This is a genomic window from Seonamhaeicola algicola (assembly GCF_007997385.1).
Classification (GTDB): domain Bacteria; phylum Bacteroidota; class Bacteroidia; order Flavobacteriales; family Flavobacteriaceae; genus Seonamhaeicola; species Seonamhaeicola algicola.
Map to the genome: position 1 here is coordinate 33362 of NZ_VOSC01000033.1, position 17141 is coordinate 50502.

The following is a 17141-nucleotide window of genomic DNA, read 5'->3' on the forward strand; positions in this document are numbered from 1 at the left end:
TGTTACTTTGCTTTAATAAATTAATAAGGATATTTGTATAAAACTTAAGAAAATGCCATTTTTTAACGCCCTGTTTAATAAGAAGAAGAAAATTAAAGATTACTATAACAAAGGAGCTGTTATTGTTGATGTTAGAACAGAAACAGAATTTATGCAAGGTGCTATACCAAACACCTTAAACTATCCGTTACAAACACTTAATCAGCATATTAACAACATAAAAAAACTTAATAAACCTGTAATTACTTGTTGTGCTAGTGGTGTACGCTCTGGTATTGCTAGTAAACTACTAAAACAAAAAGGTGTAGATTGTATTAATGGCGGCGGCTGGCTTAGTTTATCTAAAAAATTAGAGTTTTAAGTTTTGTAAAGATTCGGGTGTGCTAAGTGGTGTTTGTTGATACATTAAAGTCCAACCAAATGAATTTGTTAAAATGTAAAATTTAGACAATTCGCTTAATAAACGATTTTTTGCATTTGTTTTAAGCGCAGAGGCTTCAATTTTTTTAGCTAAAGATTGGTTGACTATATTTTTAATAGCATTATAGTCTTTAGCCTCAAAAGGATTAAAAAAATCGGCTTGAATATCATAGTATTCAAAATCTGGACTTATTTTAATTTCCTCTTCAGGAATACTTAATATATGAAGTGTTTTTGTGCTTTCATCAATATTATATTGAATTTTACTCAAATCATACGCTATAGTTACATCGGCATTTACAACTACCAATGCTTTTTTTTGTGATGTTATGTAAGAACCTAATAGATCTTTAGAGTTTTGGTAATTAAACACTTCACTAAAATGGCCTTCGGTAACCACAAGTTTCCCAACGTTTTGTATTTGTTTTTGAATAAGTGTTGAGCTTTCTTTAAGCAGAACTTCATCTTCTTTTTCATCATTACAATACTTAAACGTTAAAATAACAACTAAAGTAATTACAACACCAAATAGAATTTTTCGCATATACTAATTTAAAATATTTTAATTTGAACTGGAAAGTTAAGGCAAAAAAAAACATTAGTTTCCTTCGACATAAGAAGTCTAACCAATGCATTTTTGGAATGTAAATTAACACTACAAATATATATTGGTTGCCCTATTTTTAGTTTACCACAAGGTTAAACAACCTTTAAATTAAGTTATTTTTTTTTGCTTTTTGTACAGCTTCTAATTTATTATGTACTTGTAGTTTTTTATAGATATTCTCAATATGTTTTCTAACAGTTCCTGTTGAAAGAATTAAATTATCAGCTATTGCATTATAACTTAAGCCTTTGCTTAAATGCTCTAAAACCTCAACTTCACGGTTGGTAAGTGTAATTTCTTCACAGGTTGTTGTTATTGAATTTTGTAAAGGTTTACGCAGTAATTTTAGCGTTTTCATGGCTATTGAGGGTGTCATGGCTGCACCACCTCCTAAAGTATCAACTATACCGTTGTATAAATCTTTTGGGTTTACTTCTTTTAGCAAATAACCATCGGCACCTGCTTTAATTGCTTTAAAAATATTTTCATCATCATCAAAAACTGTAAGCATTATTATTTTAATATGCGGGTGCTTTTGTTTTACAATCTCGGTAGCTTCAATGCCATTTTTAATGGGCATTTCAATATCCATTAAAATTACATCTAAGTTATGGTTGTGTTGTAATTTTTCAATTAAATCTTGTCCGTTGGTAGCAATAAAACTCACCTTTAAATCGTCAAAAAAAGAGAGTTTTTCTTTAACCGCCCGTATTAAAAAATTATTATCTTCTGCTATAGCTATTTTAACTATCATGCTTATAAAGTTACTGCTATTTTGGTTCCTGAGTTTTTGTTGCTTTGTATGGTTATGCTTGCACCAACATCGGTAGCTCTTTTTTTCATATTGTTTAACCCGTTGCCAGCTTCAACTTCTTCTAAATTAAAACCTGTACCGTTATCAAACACTTCAAATAACAGCTTATTATTTTTTTCAGATATTTCAACATTTACACTACTTGCATTGGCATATTTTATAGCATTATTTATGGCTTCTTGTATAATTCTATAAATATTCATGCCTTGTACAGATGTGAATACAGTGTTGTTTTTAAGTTCTTCAGCTACTAAAAAATTAAAATGTATGCCTTGAGAAGATACATGCGCTTTGTCAATGAAATTTGATATGCGGATTTGCAAATCTGTTAACGAAATTTCGTTTTTATTCATTGCCCAAATAGTATCTCTTAATTCATTTATAGTGTCTTTTGTAAAACTACTTATGCCTGTTAACTTATTGGTTAAATTGGTGTTTGAAATTTTGAAACCGTATTGTAAATTTTCAATAGACGATATTATGAATGTAAGTTGTGCGCCAATATTATCATGCAAATCTCTTGAAATTCTTAAACGTTGGTCTTGTAATTTATTTTGAGTTTCAATTTTTGATAGTGCTTCTTTTAACTGGTTTTCTTTTTGAAGTTGTTTGTTTTTTAATTTTTGTTGTTTATATACCAAATACCCAAAAACTGATAGTACAATAGCTAAAACACCAAGCCCTAGTAATTGCATGTTTTTTCTATTTATATTAAGTTCTTTTTCTGCTATTTGAGCACGTTGCGCTAGTATTTCTTTTTCTTTTTTAGCTGTTTTGTATTTGGTTTCTAACTCAAAAACTGTTTTGGTTTTTTTTTCTTCAAACAAACTATCTTTCTTTTGGGCGTACATTTCAAAATACGTAGCATAAGCTTTATAATTTTGTTTTGACTTTTCAATATGAGCTAAAACTTTGTATGCTTTAACTTCCCACTCTTTAAAACCTTTATTTTTTGCTATTTGTAATGCATCATTTGCATTTAAAAACGCTTGAGTTAGCTTTTGCTGTTTATGTAAATTATGTGCAAAACTTAATTTATTATGTACCAATTCATAATAGTTTTGTTCTTTTTGAAATAAAGATATAACACGCTCTAAGTCTTTTTCTGCTTCATTGTAGCGTTTTAAGCTATCTTTAGCAATAGCTATGTTACTTAACATGTAAGGTACATACCTGTTATAACCTAATTTGGCATAAGCTTCTTGGGCTTCAGAACAGTATTTTATTGCTTTTTCAAATTGTTTTAAATGAATTAAAATAGCGCCAATATTACCTTTTGTTACTACTTCACCAAAATTATAATTGTTGGCCTGATAAATTTCTAAGGCCCTATTATAATACTCTAAAGCTTTACCAAATTCTTTTTCCTTTTTGTAAACAATACCAATATTACCTAGCACCATTGGCACTTTATCAAAAGGTACATTTTCACTTTCAAAAATATTTAACGCTTTAAAGTAATTTTGTAAAGACACATCAAAATCGCCCGATAAATCATAAACAATACCTAAGTTATTATATGAATTAGCTGCTCCTATTTTATTATTGAGTTTTAGCTTTAAATCTAAACTTTTTTGATGGTAGTAAATGGCACTGTCTAGTTTTCCTAAAGCATCAAAACAACTAGCTAAACTATTGTATGACGCTGCAAAAGCCTCATCGCTTTTTATTTTTTTGGAAATGTTTAATGATTGTTTTGAATAGAATAATGCACTATCAATATTTCGGTTTTCATACTCCCATGCAAGTTCAGTAAGTGTATTAACTAAAGGCAGTTCCTTTTGAGAGTTTAATAGTGTTTTTAAACTATCAATTATTTTTTGAGTGCTTTGTGAATGGCTATAATTACTGAATATTAATACGAGTGCGCACAGTAGTTTTTTCATAAAAATTATAAACTCTCATCAAATATATTTTTTTGTAATGAAAGTATTTGTTCAATTATACTAAAAAAACGAGGGTATAATGTGGTATTTATAGCATTTACTAACACTGTTTTTTGTTGTAATTGTGCATTTTCCTTTTTTGCTAAAGATACCTTAAAAGCAAGTACTTGATTTCTTTTTTTTGCGTTTTCATTAAACACAAATATGCGTTTAATTGTAATGATAATGGCTATACTTAAAACCAATAACAGCAAACCAATTATAACCTCAAAAATTATATTAAAACACATAACTAAAAAGTTTTACATTATTAGTTATGGTTGCCCATAAAAAAAACACCAACTGCTTTCCTCTTTCACAAGAAAATAACAATTGATGTTTTTGATATGAACTGATTAATAGCATTTGAAATTTACAATATAAGTTTTCTAAAGGTGTAAAATATCGACTAAAAGTTATTAAAAAAGATTAAGCGCAATAAAAGAATTTATCACGCCCAATCAGTACAAATCTCAACAACAAGATTTACTTATTAAGGTTGTAAGAATATATTGTTTTATCATTGGCTTTATAAAATAAATATCCTCCAAGCTCATCTACTTCATATTCTGGTTTTTTATCTTTTAGCATAATTTCTTTATCAATTTTACCTGAATCTTTATTCACTTTTACAAGGCCAGCACCACCATCTAAATTTGTTAAAATAAATTGGGCATTTTCAGTAGCGGCTGTTGCTTTAAATCTGGTTGATAAATAATCAAAAGAGGCACTTGCAATACCTGCAAACATATCGGCAGCTCGTTTTGCTTGTTTTCCTGTTTCATTATAGCTATCTAAATCATTTACACTACCAAAAGCACTACGGTTAGCGCCAGCCTTCATACTCATACCAACTGTCATAGCTGTTGATGCTACCGCTAAAACACCACCAGCAATTTTACCAAATGTGCTTCTGCCTGGTGATTTGTAATAGGCATGATAGTTTTCTTTACCATCAAAGTTTATTAAAGTCATATTTTGGTCTGATGATAAGAAAACGCCACCATTTCTAATTTGCATAGTGTTAGGATCTTCTTTTTCATCAAAATTACATTTAGCAAAATCACTTACACTACCTGAATTAGCATCAATAGCCATAATTTTACCATCAGCTGCAATTAAATAACGATTGTTTTTAGCATCAAAAGTAGAAGCTACCGATGCTGCTCTTTTATATTTTAAAGGTTTGCTCCAAACTTGTTCACCAGTTTTTAAATCTACAATATTGGCATCTTCACTGGTTATGTAAATTAAACCTTGCGGTGTTTGGGCCATAAGCATAATGTTTTCACCTGTTTTTAAAGGCTTTTTAAATAAGGTATTACCATCAAAAGAAATTTTATTGATACCGCCTTCATACACACCAAATAAAATACCATCATCTTGTACATAAAAATGCTGCACGTAGCCTTTAGTTTTTGGTGCTTTTTCCCATAAATCATCACCTGTTGCAGCACTAAACATGGTTATTTTAGATTCTGCCTTTGCGCCTAAAGCTCCACTACCACCAGTAACATCGCTAACAACGGCTAAACCTTGTGGCAAAATTTCAAAATTGCTAACGTTACCTTTTACTTTGCGTTCTTCTGTCCAGACTTCATTGCCACTAGCATTCAACTTGTAAATTCTTGTGTTTTTACCGTTAGTTGTGGCTGCAAAGGCATAAATATCGCTTTCGGTTTCATTAGTAGTCATCCAATTAACATTTTTCACTTTGTTTTCCCAAAGCGTTTCTCCTGTTTTAGATTTTGCTAAAATACCTTGTGATGTTGGCACCAATAATTTATCTTTTAGAAGCATTGGCGTACCGGTAACCGCAAAGTATTTCATGGTTACTTTTCCTGGTTTTGTTAAAAAGAATTCATAATCTAAATTACCTGTAGCTAAATCATACACACCTACTTTAGGCGTTACATTTTCAGCTTTACCGCCTCCTTTTTGAAAACCGCTTACTACTAATTTGTTTTGTGGCATAATAACATCGCAAGTAAATACGTTTTTCCATCCTTTAGATTCAGTTGTAAATAACACCTTTCCTGAAACATGGTCTATTACCGCTTTTTTAGCCGATAAGTTTGCAATACCTGTTTGCCCCACCATAACGTACGGAGACATAGGTACAAAATTTAACTCTTCTGGTTTTACTCTGCCGTAATCTGTAAAATTAAATAGTAGTTGGTTGGTATCTGGCTTTATGCCCACCAAACCATCATTGGTTGCAACCACTAAAGTACCTGCAACAGTTAAAGTCATTTGATTAATGTTTGCACCTAAATTATAGCTATTTTCAGGTGTTTCTGCTTTTTGCGCGTTTAAAATTAGCGTACTAGCTAATAGAAAAACTAAAGTTTTTAATGTTCTCATTGTTGAATTTGGTTAATGTTAATTAGCTTATTACAGTACTTGTTTGTTCAAATCAAAAGAACCTTCTGTAATGTTTTTTATAGAGTTATTGCCGTTTACGTTTTTACATGTAAAACTAAACGTGCCTTTAATTTTAGTATCTGTTTCTTCGGTAATTGTTATAGAACCTACTTTAGTATCGTCATAAGGTGCTTGCCAAATTTCGGTTGTTGATGCTGTAGGGTTATTAATATTCACATCGGTTTCAGAGTAACTGGCAACATTTGTTATTGCTAAATTGGCGCCTGTAAAATCGTAAGTGCCCGCGCCTTCATACCCAAAAACGGTCATTGAAAACGCTTTACCATCACTGTTTGTAGCAATAATCATTAAACTTTTTGCTGTTGAACTTACGTTTGAAATGGTTGCTGAAGAAGATATTTCGAATGATTTATACGAAGTTCCATCTACATTTGCCACTAAAATACCTGATGCTGCTTTTATATCGCCATCAGAATCATCAGAAGATGAACATGACACGAATACCATTGATAAAATAATAACTACTGATAATGCTTGTTTTTTGAAGTGTTTCATTTTGTTGATTTTTTTATGATTAATAGCATCACAAAACTGCAACAAAGCACAAGCGAAATCAATACGATGAATTACGTATATTTTGATTTACCGGTATACGATTTTAAATTTTAAAAAGACATATGTGGAAAGCTTTTACTCAAGGCCTGTTTTTTACTTTCCAATTTTTGAAGAAATTTTTTGTGTGCTTCAGAATTTGGATTAAATGGTTTATGCTGAAGTCCTTTTTGAATAGCATCTACATTTTCCATTGTTTTCACTGCTTTTTCTGAAATCCATACGTATTTAAACGCTTCCCAAATATAATTGATAGCAGTTTGGCTAGGGTGAATCATATCTTCGGCATAAAAACGGTAATCACGCAACTCATCCATCATTATTTCATAAGAAGGAAAGTAGTACAATTGGTTATTTTCTGTTAATAATTGTGCTTTAATAACCTCATGTATGGCTGAAATTAAATGCGCCTTGCTTTGGGTGTTTTCTATAAAACCATCTTTTACGTGCCTAATTGGCGACACCGTAAATATAACCGACGCTTTTTTATTTACAGTTGTTATAAGCTTAATTATATTTTGAAGTGAAGCCACAATAGCATTTACTGAAAGTAATTTTTTATCAAAATACTTTTGCTCAATTTTATGGCAGTTAGCCACCGTATTATTATTTTCTAAAAACGAATAAACCCACGCTGTACCTAACGTAATAACAATATGTGTTGCTTTTTTAAGTTGATGGCAACTTGAGTTAATACTATCATTTAAGTGTTCAAGCAAATTATCTTTTGACGGATTACTTAATTTTGAGTGTACATCAAAACAGTGCCATTGCTCATTATGAAAAAAGACCTCATTTTCAGAATAATACGCTAAGCTAAGTGATTTTTCAATTAGTTTTTCAATGGCTTTAGGATGAAATAAAATACCAAACGGATTAACCTTATTATTAAACTTAAAATACGCCAACTTTTCACCTATATTTTCAACAAAACACGAGCCTAACAACAGTATATTAGACTCGTAATTTATTAAATTATTGGTTTGTTTAAATAATGGTATGCTGGTTTGAAGTTTCATTTTTACTTTAACCTTAACGCCTTGGCGTGAACTTAATTTAAGTAAGCTTTCGCCTCTTTTAAAGCCGCTTCAATTCCACTAGGATTTTTACCGCCAGCGGTTGCAAAAAACGGCTGACCACCTCCTCCTCCTTGAATAAATTTACCTAGTTCTCGTACTACTTGTCCTGCATTTAAATCTTTATTGGCTACTAATTCTTTAGAAATATAGCACGATAATAATGCTTTTCCATTTTGTTCAGCTGCTAACAAAAGGAATAAATTATTGTATTGTCCGCCTAATTCAAAAGCTACATCTTTTATACCAGCTGCATCTAAATCTACTTTTTTAGCTAAAAATTGAATACCGTTAACATCAACCAATTCGCCTTTTAATTCGCCTTTAATATTTTTAGCTTTATCTTTTAATAAGGCTTCTATTTGCTTTTTTAAGCTACTATTTTCTTCTTGTAAATTTTGAAGTGCTTTAACAGGTTCTTTAGCATTATTTAGTAAATCTTTCATTTCAAAAAATGCTCTATTATTTTCTTGGTAGAAATCTTTAACAGCATCATTTGTAATGGCTTCAATTCTTCTAATACCTGCTGCCACTGCACTTTCTGATGTTATTTTAAAATGCCAAATATCGGCTGTATTTTTTACGTGTGTACCGCCACAAAGCTCAATAGATTGCCCAAAACGAATAGCTCTTACCGTATCGCCATATTTTTCACCAAACAAAGCCATAGCTCCTTGGGCAATAGCTTCATCCATTGGAATATTTCGTTTTTCTTCTAAAGGTAATTTACCATCAATTCTGGCGTTTACAAAGTTTTCTACATCGCGTAACTCATCAACGGTTAATTTTGAAAAGTGTGAAAAATCAAATCGTAGGTATTTTGAGTGTACTGCACTTCCCTTTTGCTCTACGTGTGTGCCTAAAACTTCGCGTAATGCTTGGTGTAATAAGTGTGTTGCTGTGTGGTTACACTCTGTACGGTAACGCTGTTTAGCATCAACAACAGCTTTAAATGCTGCTTCTACATTTTTAGGCAAGTTTTTGGTAAAATGAATAATTACGTTGTTTTCTTTTTTGGTATCTAAAATATAAACCACATCGCCGTTTACATCTTCTAAATAGCCTTTATCACCTACTTGCCCACCGCCTTCAGCATAAAATGGTGTTAAATTGAATACTAATTGATACATATCACCTTCTTTTTTTGAGGTTACTTTTCTGTATCGTGTTATTTTTACGTTGGCTTCTAAAGCATCATAGCCAATAAACTCTTGGTCGGCATCATTAATTAAAACCGTCCAATCATCTGTACTCATTTCACTTGCCGCACGCGATCTGTCTTTTTGTTTTTGAAGTTCTTTATTAAAACCAGCTTCATCTAACTTATAGCCGTTTTCACCTAAAATTAACGATGTTAAATCTATTGGAAAACCATAAGTATCATATAATTCGAAAGCCTTTTCACCTGAAACCGTATGGCCTTTTGTTTCTTCAACAATTCTATTTAAAAGAATTAAACCTTGCTCTAAAGTTCTTAAAAACGATTGTTCTTCTTCTTTTATAACATTTTGAATTAATTGCTTTTGTTGTTTTAATTCTGGGAAAGCGCTTCCCATTTTTTCACTTAGCACATCAACTAACCTGTAAATAAAAGGTTCTTTTTTATCTAAAAATGTAAAGCCGTAACGTACAGCTCTACGTAAAATGCGCCTAATTACATAGCCTGCACCGTTATTACTTGGTAGTTGGCCATCGGCTATTGAAAAAGCTACTGCACGCACGTGGTCTGATATTACGCGAATGGCAACATCAACTTTTTCATCTTTGCTGTAATTTTTACCTGTAATGGTTTCAACCTCTCTAATTAATGGTGTAAACACATCAGTATCATAATTACTTTGTACGTTTTGTAGCACCATACATAAACGTTCAAAACCCATACCAGTATCAATGTGTTTATTTGGTAGCGGTTCTAAAGAGCCGTTTGCTTTACGGTTGTATTGCATAAATACAAGGTTCCATATTTCTACCACCTGCGGATGATCCATATTCACTAAATCTTTACCATCAACTTTGGCTTTTTCTTCAGCCGAACGTATATCTACGTGAATTTCGCTACATGGGCCACAAGGTCCTTGATCACCCATTTCCCAGAAATTATCTTTTTTGTTTCCTTTTAAAATGCGGTTTTCAGGTACGTGCTTCTTCCATAAATCATAAGCCTCGGTATCCATAGGTAATTTATCGCCTTCATCACCTTCAAAAACAGTAACGTATAAAATATCTTTATCTATTTTAAAAACTTCGGTTAAAAGTTCCCAAGCCCAAGCAATGGCTTCTTCTTTAAAATAATCGCCAAAACTCCAGTTTCCAAGCATTTCAAAAAGTGTGTGGTGGTATGTATCATAACCAACTTCTTCTAAATCATTGTGTTTACCTGAAACGCGTAAGCATTTTTGAGAATCTGCTATTCTGCTGCTTTTAGGTTCGGCATTGCCTAAAAAGAATTCTTTAAACGGTGCCATACCAGAATTAACAAACATTAACGTAGGGTCATCTTTTAACACCATTGGTGCCGATGGTACTATGGCATGTTGTTTATCTTTAAAAAAATTTAAAAACGTAGCTCTAATTTCTTGTGACTTCATGAATGCAGATTTGCTCTTTTTTTGTTAAATTATTTAAATTGTAAAACAATTTTTATCTTTACTCACCAAATTTTATTTTACTTTGGTGTTAGTGTACCTATTTAGCTTTAAAATTAGTACCAAACATTAAAAACAATAATTACAGGTTTGGCACGTTAGCTTTAAAATTTTAAGCTAATTAGGTTTAGATAATCTCATGCAAAAATAGAATAAATAACGTAATGAGTAAGGTAAAATATTACTACGATCCAGAATCACTTTCTTACCGAAAAATTGAGCGTAAAAAAAGAACTACGTTTAAGTACGCTTTTTTGTTTTTATTAGCTGCTTGTTTATTTGCTTTTGGCTTTGTTTTTATTGCAGGACAATATATTGAATCTCCTAAAGAAAAAGCCTTAAAGCGCGAATTACAAAACATGCAATTTCAGTTTGAAATTCTGAATAAAAAAATGGATGAAGCCGAAGCCGTTTTAGCTAATGTGGCCGATAGAGATAATAATTTATACCGTGTTTATTTTGAAGCAAACCCAATACCTGATGAGCAACGAAAAGCAGGGTTTGGTGGTATTAACCGCTATAAAGATTTAGCTGGTTATGATAATTCTAAACTTATTATGGAAACCACAAAACGTTTAGATATTTTACAAAAACAAATTGTAGTACAATCAAAATCTTTAGATGAAGTTGCTTTACTTGCCGAAGAAAAAGAAAAGTTACTAGCTGCAATTCCTGCTATTCAACCTGTTAGCAATGAAGACTTAACGCGTATGGCTTCGGGTTATGGTATGCGTACAGATCCCTTTACCAAAGTTAGAAAAATGCACAAAGGCATGGATTTTACAGCACCTCGTGGCACACCAATTTACGCCAGTGGCGATGGTATTGTAGTACGAGCAGATTCTGGTTCTAGCGGCTACGGAAAACATATTAGAATAGACCACGGGTTTGGCTACATTAGCCTTTATGCCCACTTATACAAATACAACGTACGCAAAAACCAAAAGGTAAAACGCGGTGATTTAATTGGTTTTGTTGGTAGCACAGGACGTTCGCAAGCACCCCACTTACATTATGAAATTAGAAAAGATGGCGTAAATATTAACCCTATTAATTTTTACTACGGAAGTTTAACTGCCGAAGAGTTTAGCGAAATGCTTGAACACGCTTCAATGGAAAACCAATCATTAGACTAATGCATATTAATTTACCCAACAAACGTTATTACGGCATAGGCGAAGTTGCCAAAGCCTTTGATGTAAACACATCATTAATAAGATTTTGGGAAAAAGAATTTGACATTTTAAAGCCTAAAAAAAACGCAAAAGGCAACCGTAAATTTACTCCCGAAGACATAAAAAACCTTAAGTTTATATATCACTTAGTAAAAGAACGCGGGTTTACACTAGAAGGCGCTAAAATTCATTTAAAAGAAGAAAAAAAAGAAGCTTTAAGTAATTTTGAAATAATTAATAAACTTGAAGATATTAAAGAGCAACTGCTTAAAATAAAAGAACACCTTTGAAACGTTTACGTAAATTTACACGCTCTAAAAAAAATTTAAAATAAGTAACATTTTAAACAAAGTTGTGTCATACATTTATAACCATTAACATTATAAACTAACATTATTATGAAAAAATTTTTACCATGGATTGTTGTTGGAATTCTAGCAATAGGCCTATATTCTTGGGGAAAAGGATTTAACAATACAGCTGTTGAGCATGAAGCTAATGCTAAAACAGCGTGGTCTAACGTTGAAAGCGCTTACCAACGTAGAGCCGATTTAATACCTAATTTAGTATCAACCGTAAAAGGATATGCTGCGCATGAAAAAGAAACTTTAGAAGGTGTTATTAAAGCACGCTCTGAAGCCACAAAAACAACTATTGATGCCAACAATTTAACACCAGAAACCATGGCTCAATTTCAACAAGCACAACAAGGGCTAACAGGTGCTTTATCTAAATTATTATTAACAGTAGAGCGCTACCCAGAGTTAAAGGCAAACCAAAACTTTTTAGAGCTACAATCTCAATTAGAAGGTACTGAAAATCGTATAAATGTAGAACGTAATCGTTATAACCAAATAGTTAACACTTACGATATTCATATAAAAAAATTCCCAGGAAGCTTATTAGCAGGCCTATTTGGTTTTGAAGAAATGCCAAGATATAAAAGCGATCCTGGAAGTGAAAAAGCACCTAAAGTAGAATTTTAATGTCTAAAATAGAAGATTTCCTTTCTGCAACTGAAGAACAAGAAATTATTGAAGCCATAAGGCTAGCAGAGCTAAACACTTCTGGAGAGATACGCGTACACATTGAAAAAACTTGCAATGGTAACGCCTCTAAAAGAGCTTTAGAAGTGTTTTATATGCTTAAAATGGAAAATACCAAAGCGCAAAATGGCGTTATAATTTATGTAGCAGTAGAAGACAAAACCTTCGCTATTTATGGTGATAAAGGTATTAATGACTTAGTTGAAGCTGATTTTTGGGACAGTACAAAAAACAGCATTCAGCAGCAGTTTAAAAAAGGAAATTTTAAACAAGGTTTAGTTGATGGTATTACTAAAGCAGGTAATGCTTTAAAACATTATTTCCCATATACCAAAAATGACACAAACGAACTTTCAAACGATATTTCAAAAGGATAAAATTACAGTATGCAGTATTCAGTAAAAAGTAATCAGTGTTCCGTTGGTTGTACTCCAAATACTTACAGTAGTATGCACAACGCTTATATTACTTTATTTGAAAAAAAAGCTACCACAACATTTACTGCGTTTAAAAAACTGTTATTATTACTATTAATTTTTACAACTTCAATTGGGTTTGCGCAATTTGACATTCCTGAAAAACCTAAATTCCAAACAAGTGTTTATGATTATATAAACTTGTTGCATCCCTCTCAAAAAGATAATTTAGAGCGTAAACTTGTAAAATATTCTGATACGACTTCAACCCAAATTGTTGTTGCTATAATAAACTCAACAAACGGTGAAGACATTAATTATTTAGGTGCTCAATGGGGTGAAAAATGGGGTATTGGGCAAGACAACAAAGACAATGGTATATTAATTTTATTGGCAAAAAATGATCGTAGAATTGCTATTAACACGGGTTATGGCATTGAATACTTATTAACGGATGCCTTATCTAAACGTATTATTGAGCGCGACATAATACCCTACTTTAAACAAAATAATTACTTTGGCGGTTTAAACCGTGGTGCCGATGCCATTTTTGAAGTTTTAAATGGTGAATACAAAGGTTCTAGGCAACAAAACAGCAGTGGTGAATTTCCGGTAGGTTTAGTTGTTATGCTGCTTTTTATATTCTTTATTATTTTAATTTCAATTTCAAAAAACCGACGTGGTGGTGGCGGAAACCGTGGAAACCGAACTGATGGTACCAGTATTTTAGATGCTATTATTTTAAGTAATATGGGGCGTGGTAGTTACCGTGGCTCTTCTGGTAGCAGTGGCTGGGGTAGCTCTGGAGGCGGTTGGTCATCAGGTGGTGGTTTTGGCGGTGGCTTTGGTGGCGGTAGTTTTGGTGGTGGTGGTGCTTCTGGCGGTTGGTAATTTTTAGTTGTTAATTGCTTACTGTTTTTAAAAAAGTATTGCCCTTAACAACTAACAACTAACAACTAACAACTAACAACTAACAACTAACAAAACTACTTCTTACGCATGTAAACACTTATAGGCACCCCTGTAAACCCAAAATTTTCGCGTAGTTTATTTTCAAGAAAACGTTTGTAAGGATCTTTTACATATTGTGGTAAATTACAGAAAAATGCAAACTGTGGTTGTGGTGTTGGTAATTGCATTATGTATTTTATTTTAACAAATTTACCTTTGTAAGCTGGTGGTGGATAATGCTCTATTAAAGGCAAAAACACCTCATTAAGTTCGCTTGTTTTTATACGTTTACTACGGTTTTCATAAACCTGAACAGCTGTTTCAATAGCTTTATAAATACGTTGCTTTGTAAGTGCAGATATGAATACTATTGGCACATCGGTAAATGGTTCAATTTGTTTTCGAATGGCTTTTTCGTATTCCTTAACTGATTTATGATCTTTCTCTACTAAATCCCATTTATTAACCAAAACAACAATACCTTTTCGGTTACGTTCAGCTAACCAAAAAATATTTTGTACTTGGCCATCAAATCCGCGATTAGCATCTAAAACAAGTAAGCATACATCGGCATGTTCAATGGCACGAACGCTTCGCATTACAGAATAAAACTCTAAATCTTCTTTTACTTTAGATTTTCTTCTAATACCAGCCGTATCAACTAAATTAAATTCAAACCCAAAACGGTTATATTTAGTATCAATAGCATCGCGTGTGGTTCCTGCAATATCTGTTACTATGTATCTATCTTCACCTATTAACGCATTGATGAATGATGATTTACCAGCATTTGGGCGACCAACCACAGCAAAACGTGGTAAGTTTTCTTCAATTACTTCTTCTTTTTCTGGTAAAGCCTCAACTAAAGCATCTAAAAGTTCACCGGTGCCCGATCCGTTAATACTTGCAATGGTATAATATTCACCTAAACCAAGTGAATAAAACTCTACAGCATCTTCACTTCGTTTTGAGTTATCAACTTTATTAACTGCTAAAAACACTGGTTTTTCAACCTTTCGTAATAACTTGGCAACATCTTCATCCATTCCAGTTACGCCTGTTTCAACATCAACCATAAAAATAATGGCATCAGCTTCATCAATAGCTAACTCAACTTGTTTATCTATTTCAGCTTCAAAAACATCATCACTTCCAATTACGTAACCTCCGGTATCAATTAGAGAAAACTCGCGCCCGTTCCAATCACATTTACCATAATGACGGTCTCTTGTTACACCACTTACAGAATCTACAATGGCTTCGCGTCTTTGAATTAGACGATTAAAAAACGTTGATTTACCTACATTTGGTCTTCCTACTATTGCTACTATATTGCTCATAAAATTAAAAGGTTAGCGTTATTATGCTGCCTAAATATTTTGCAAAAATAGAAAATATACTGCCATTAGTAACTGTTTTTTAAAACTATTAAGAGGTTTATATATTATAAATAAATTTTATTATTTTAAATGATGTAAAACAGACGGAATGCCAGCCAACAATACTATTGCTTTAAGACCCAGATTTAAACTAAAATTACACGTAAACAACCAAGTAGTATTAAATGCTTTTGAAACTGCTAAAACCAGCCAAAACGCTTTTGTTATTAACCGTATAGACAACCATGTTTTTATAAAATACCCTAAAAAAGAACAAAAGTTTTGGACGCCTCAATTACATTTAGAAATTGATAACATAAACAACAAAACAAGTATTTTGAATGGTTTATTTGGACCAAACCCAACCGTTTGGACACTTTTCATGTTCTTGCATTTTATTGTGGCTACACTTTTTATTGGTTTTAGTATTTGGGCTTACAGCAACTGGAAATTAAATACTAATTTTAGTGTACAAATTGCAATTATGCTTTTAATGATAATTATATGGTTTGCTTTGTATTTTGCTGGAATTATTGGTAAAGCTTCTAGCAAAACTAATATGTATGCATTACATGATTTTATGCATAAAATACTAAGTGAAACGAAAGCTAATTCAGAAATTATATAAAAAAATAAAAAGTCTTAATTTAGGGCAAACTAAGACTTTTATAACTAAACTAACTAACTCAAAAGTTTAACAAACTTTGATGGTGCAAATATGAAACTCCTTATTAAAGAGAATGTTATGCTAATTTAAAAATAGCGTTAGTTTTTAACGCTGATTGTAACCAAAACGTTTTAGTTGGTTTTGGTTTGAGCGCCAATTTTTGTTCACTTTTACATAAAGCTCTATATGAATTTGCTTGCCGAAAAATTTTTCTAAATCTTTTCTAGCTTCTGTACCTACACGCTTTAATGCACTTCCTTTATGCCCTATAATAATACCTTTTTGTGTTTCGCGCTCAACCATAATTACAGATCGAATTCTGATGATATTTTCTTCTTCGTGAAACTCTTCGGTTTCTACCTCAACTGCGTATGGTATTTCTTTTTTATAATGTATTAAAATTTTTTCTCTAATACTTTCATTAATAAAGAAACGCTCTGGCTTATCAGTTAATTGATCTTTTGGGTAAAATGGTGGTGATTCTGGTAAAAGTTCAACTAGCCTTAAAAACACTTCTTTTACATTAAAACCTTCGAGTGCTGATATTGGATAAATTTCGGCATTGGGTACTTTTTCTGCCCATAATTGCACTTGAGTTTCTAGTTGTGCTTGATCTGAAGTATCAATTTTATTTAGCAACAATAAAACTGGTATTTTTGAGTTGGTAATTTTATTGAAAAAAGCCTCGTCTTTTAAGGCTTGCTCTCCAATTTCTACCATGTAAATTAAAATATCGGCATCTTCAAAAGCAGATTTCACAAAATCCATCATAGATTCTTGTAACTCATACGCTGGTTTTATAATACCTGGTGTATCACTTAAAACTACTTGAAAATCTTCGCCATTTACAATACCTAAAATTCTATGACGCGTGGTTTGCGCTTTAGAGGTTATAATGGAAAGTTTTTCGCCAATGAAAGCATTCATTAGGGTAGATTTACCCACGTTAGGATTACCTATTATATTTACAAAACCTGCTTTATGCGACATATATTCTTTTTAAATGTTACGCAAAGTTACAAC

The 17141-nt window shown here is 32.1% G+C and carries 17 protein-coding genes; 7 read left to right on the top strand and 10 right to left on the bottom strand.

What is annotated here, in order from left to right; all coding sequences use genetic code 11:
• Positions 1–52 precede the first annotated feature (52 nt).
• Positions 53–361: a rhodanese-like domain-containing protein gene (locus tag FUA26_RS13910; protein ID WP_147137404.1), complete on the top strand. Its 309-nt coding sequence runs from the start codon at positions 53–55 to the stop codon at positions 359–361.
• On the opposite strand, the gene FUA26_RS13915 is transcribed toward FUA26_RS13910, so the two are convergent.
• The 8 genes from FUA26_RS13915 to alaS all read right to left on the bottom strand — a co-directional run bounded on the left by FUA26_RS13915 (position 350) and on the right by alaS (position 10427).
• The gene (locus tag FUA26_RS13915; protein ID WP_147137407.1) at positions 350–964 is read right to left on the bottom strand and encodes a DUF4230 domain-containing protein; all 615 of its coding nucleotides are present in this window, start codon (positions 962–964) and stop codon (positions 350–352) included. The genes FUA26_RS13910 and FUA26_RS13915 overlap by 12 nt on opposite strands.
• Before the next feature lie 166 nt (positions 965–1130).
• Positions 1131–1781 carry a response regulator gene (locus FUA26_RS13920; RefSeq protein WP_147137410.1) on the bottom strand — a complete coding sequence of 217 codons (651 nt, stop codon included), beginning with the start codon at positions 1779–1781 and terminating at the stop codon, positions 1131–1133.
• A 2-nt stretch (positions 1782–1783) separates the two neighbouring features.
• The gene (locus FUA26_RS13925) at positions 1784–3727 is read right to left on the bottom strand and encodes a tetratricopeptide repeat-containing sensor histidine kinase (protein WP_147137412.1); all 1944 of its coding nucleotides are present in this window, start codon (positions 3725–3727) and stop codon (positions 1784–1786) included.
• A gap of 5 nt (positions 3728–3732) precedes the next feature.
• Positions 3733–4017 (bottom strand): hypothetical protein, encoded by a 285-nt coding sequence (locus FUA26_RS13930; protein ID WP_147137415.1) that lies wholly within the window; start codon positions 4015–4017, stop codon positions 3733–3735.
• 235 nt (positions 4018–4252) lie between these two features.
• Entirely contained in the window at positions 4253–6130 is a 1878-nt protein-coding gene (locus tag FUA26_RS13935) for an outer membrane protein assembly factor BamB family protein (RefSeq protein WP_147137418.1), read from the bottom strand.
• 30 nt (positions 6131–6160) lie between these two features.
• A complete protein-coding gene (locus tag FUA26_RS13940; protein WP_147137421.1) occupies positions 6161–6706 on the bottom strand; it encodes a DUF6252 family protein in 546 nt (181 codons plus the stop codon).
• Between the two features lie 110 nt (positions 6707–6816).
• Complete coding sequence (locus FUA26_RS13945) at positions 6817–7782, bottom strand: GSCFA domain-containing protein (RefSeq protein ID WP_147137424.1); 966 nt, start codon at positions 7780–7782, stop codon at positions 6817–6819.
• A 32-nt stretch (positions 7783–7814) separates the two neighbouring features.
• On the bottom strand, positions 7815–10427 hold the full coding sequence (gene alaS, locus FUA26_RS13950; protein WP_147137427.1) for an alanine--tRNA ligase: 2613 nt from the start codon (positions 10425–10427) through the stop codon (positions 7815–7817).
• Between the two features lie 221 nt (positions 10428–10648).
• Between alaS and FUA26_RS13955 the strand changes: the two genes are divergently transcribed.
• The 5 genes from FUA26_RS13955 to FUA26_RS13975 all read left to right on the top strand — a co-directional run bounded on the left by FUA26_RS13955 (position 10649) and on the right by FUA26_RS13975 (position 14012).
• A complete protein-coding gene (locus FUA26_RS13955; RefSeq protein ID WP_147137430.1) occupies positions 10649–11620 on the top strand; it encodes a M23 family metallopeptidase in 972 nt (323 codons plus the stop codon).
• A complete protein-coding gene (locus FUA26_RS13960) occupies positions 11620–11949 on the top strand; it encodes a MerR family transcriptional regulator (RefSeq protein ID WP_147137433.1) in 330 nt (109 codons plus the stop codon). Before FUA26_RS13955 ends, FUA26_RS13960 begins: the two co-directional genes overlap by 1 nt.
• 108 nt (positions 11950–12057) lie before the next feature.
• Entirely contained in the window at positions 12058–12645 is a 588-nt protein-coding gene (locus FUA26_RS13965; RefSeq protein WP_147137436.1) for a LemA family protein, read from the top strand.
• Positions 12645–13082, top strand: a complete 438-nt coding sequence (locus FUA26_RS13970) for a TPM domain-containing protein (protein WP_147137438.1) — start codon at positions 12645–12647, stop codon at positions 13080–13082. The genes FUA26_RS13965 and FUA26_RS13970 overlap by 1 nt, the downstream gene beginning before the upstream one ends.
• Positions 13083–13091: 9 nt before the next feature.
• On the top strand, positions 13092–14012 hold the full coding sequence (locus tag FUA26_RS13975) for a TPM domain-containing protein (RefSeq protein WP_246109145.1): 921 nt from the start codon (positions 13092–13094) through the stop codon (positions 14010–14012).
• Between the two features lie 95 nt (positions 14013–14107).
• On the opposite strand, the gene der is transcribed toward FUA26_RS13975, so the two are convergent.
• On the bottom strand, positions 14108–15412 hold the full coding sequence (der, locus tag FUA26_RS13980) for a ribosome biogenesis GTPase Der (RefSeq protein ID WP_147137440.1): 1305 nt from the start codon (positions 15410–15412) through the stop codon (positions 14108–14110).
• A 148-nt stretch (positions 15413–15560) separates the two neighbouring features.
• On the opposite strand from der, the gene FUA26_RS13985 reads away from it, so the two are divergent.
• Positions 15561–16079 carry a GTP-binding protein gene (locus FUA26_RS13985; RefSeq protein ID WP_147137442.1) on the top strand — a complete coding sequence of 173 codons (519 nt, stop codon included), beginning with the start codon at positions 15561–15563 and terminating at the stop codon, positions 16077–16079.
• Positions 16080–16223: 144 nt separating this feature from the next.
• Here FUA26_RS13985 and era read toward each other — a convergent pair whose 3' ends face one another.
• A complete protein-coding gene (gene era / locus FUA26_RS13990; RefSeq protein ID WP_147137445.1) occupies positions 16224–17108 on the bottom strand; it encodes a GTPase Era in 885 nt (294 codons plus the stop codon).
• Between the last annotated feature and the right edge of the window lie 33 nt (positions 17109–17141).

Excerpts from the sequence above, each read along its gene's own strand:
- FUA26_RS13930 (WP_147137415.1), bottom strand. The coding sequence starts at position 4,017 with ATGTGTTTTAATATAATTTTTGAGGTTATAATTGGTTTGCTGTTATTG.
- FUA26_RS13965 (WP_147137436.1), top strand. The coding sequence starts at position 12,058 with ATGAAAAAATTTTTACCATGGATTGTTGTTGGAATTCTAGCAATAGGC.
- FUA26_RS13935 (WP_147137418.1), bottom strand. The coding sequence starts at position 6,130 with ATGAGAACATTAAAAACTTTAGTTTTTCTATTAGCTAGTACGCTAATT.
- FUA26_RS13975 (WP_246109145.1), top strand. The coding sequence starts at position 13,092 with ATGCAGTATTCAGTAAAAAGTAATCAGTGTTCCGTTGGTTGTACTCCA.
- FUA26_RS13960 (WP_147137433.1), top strand. The coding sequence starts at position 11,620 with ATGCATATTAATTTACCCAACAAACGTTATTACGGCATAGGCGAAGTT.
- FUA26_RS13925 (WP_147137412.1), bottom strand. The coding sequence starts at position 3,727 with ATGAAAAAACTACTGTGCGCACTCGTATTAATATTCAGTAATTATAGC.
- FUA26_RS13940 (WP_147137421.1), bottom strand. The coding sequence starts at position 6,706 with ATGAAACACTTCAAAAAACAAGCATTATCAGTAGTTATTATTTTATCA.
- FUA26_RS13910 (WP_147137404.1), top strand. The coding sequence starts at position 53 with ATGCCATTTTTTAACGCCCTGTTTAATAAGAAGAAGAAAATTAAAGAT.
- FUA26_RS13915 (WP_147137407.1), bottom strand. The coding sequence starts at position 964 with ATGCGAAAAATTCTATTTGGTGTTGTAATTACTTTAGTTGTTATTTTA.
- alaS (WP_147137427.1), bottom strand. The coding sequence starts at position 10,427 with ATGAAGTCACAAGAAATTAGAGCTACGTTTTTAAATTTTTTTAAAGAT.
- FUA26_RS13970 (WP_147137438.1), top strand. The coding sequence starts at position 12,645 with ATGTCTAAAATAGAAGATTTCCTTTCTGCAACTGAAGAACAAGAAATT.
- era (WP_147137445.1), bottom strand. The coding sequence starts at position 17,108 with ATGTCGCATAAAGCAGGTTTTGTAAATATAATAGGTAATCCTAACGTG.
- der (WP_147137440.1), bottom strand. The coding sequence starts at position 15,412 with ATGAGCAATATAGTAGCAATAGTAGGAAGACCAAATGTAGGTAAATCA.
- FUA26_RS13945 (WP_147137424.1), bottom strand. The coding sequence starts at position 7,782 with ATGAAACTTCAAACCAGCATACCATTATTTAAACAAACCAATAATTTA.
- FUA26_RS13985 (WP_147137442.1), top strand. The coding sequence starts at position 15,561 with ATGCCAGCCAACAATACTATTGCTTTAAGACCCAGATTTAAACTAAAA.
- FUA26_RS13955 (WP_147137430.1), top strand. The coding sequence starts at position 10,649 with ATGAGTAAGGTAAAATATTACTACGATCCAGAATCACTTTCTTACCGA.
- FUA26_RS13920 (WP_147137410.1), bottom strand. The coding sequence starts at position 1,781 with ATGATAGTTAAAATAGCTATAGCAGAAGATAATAATTTTTTAATACGG.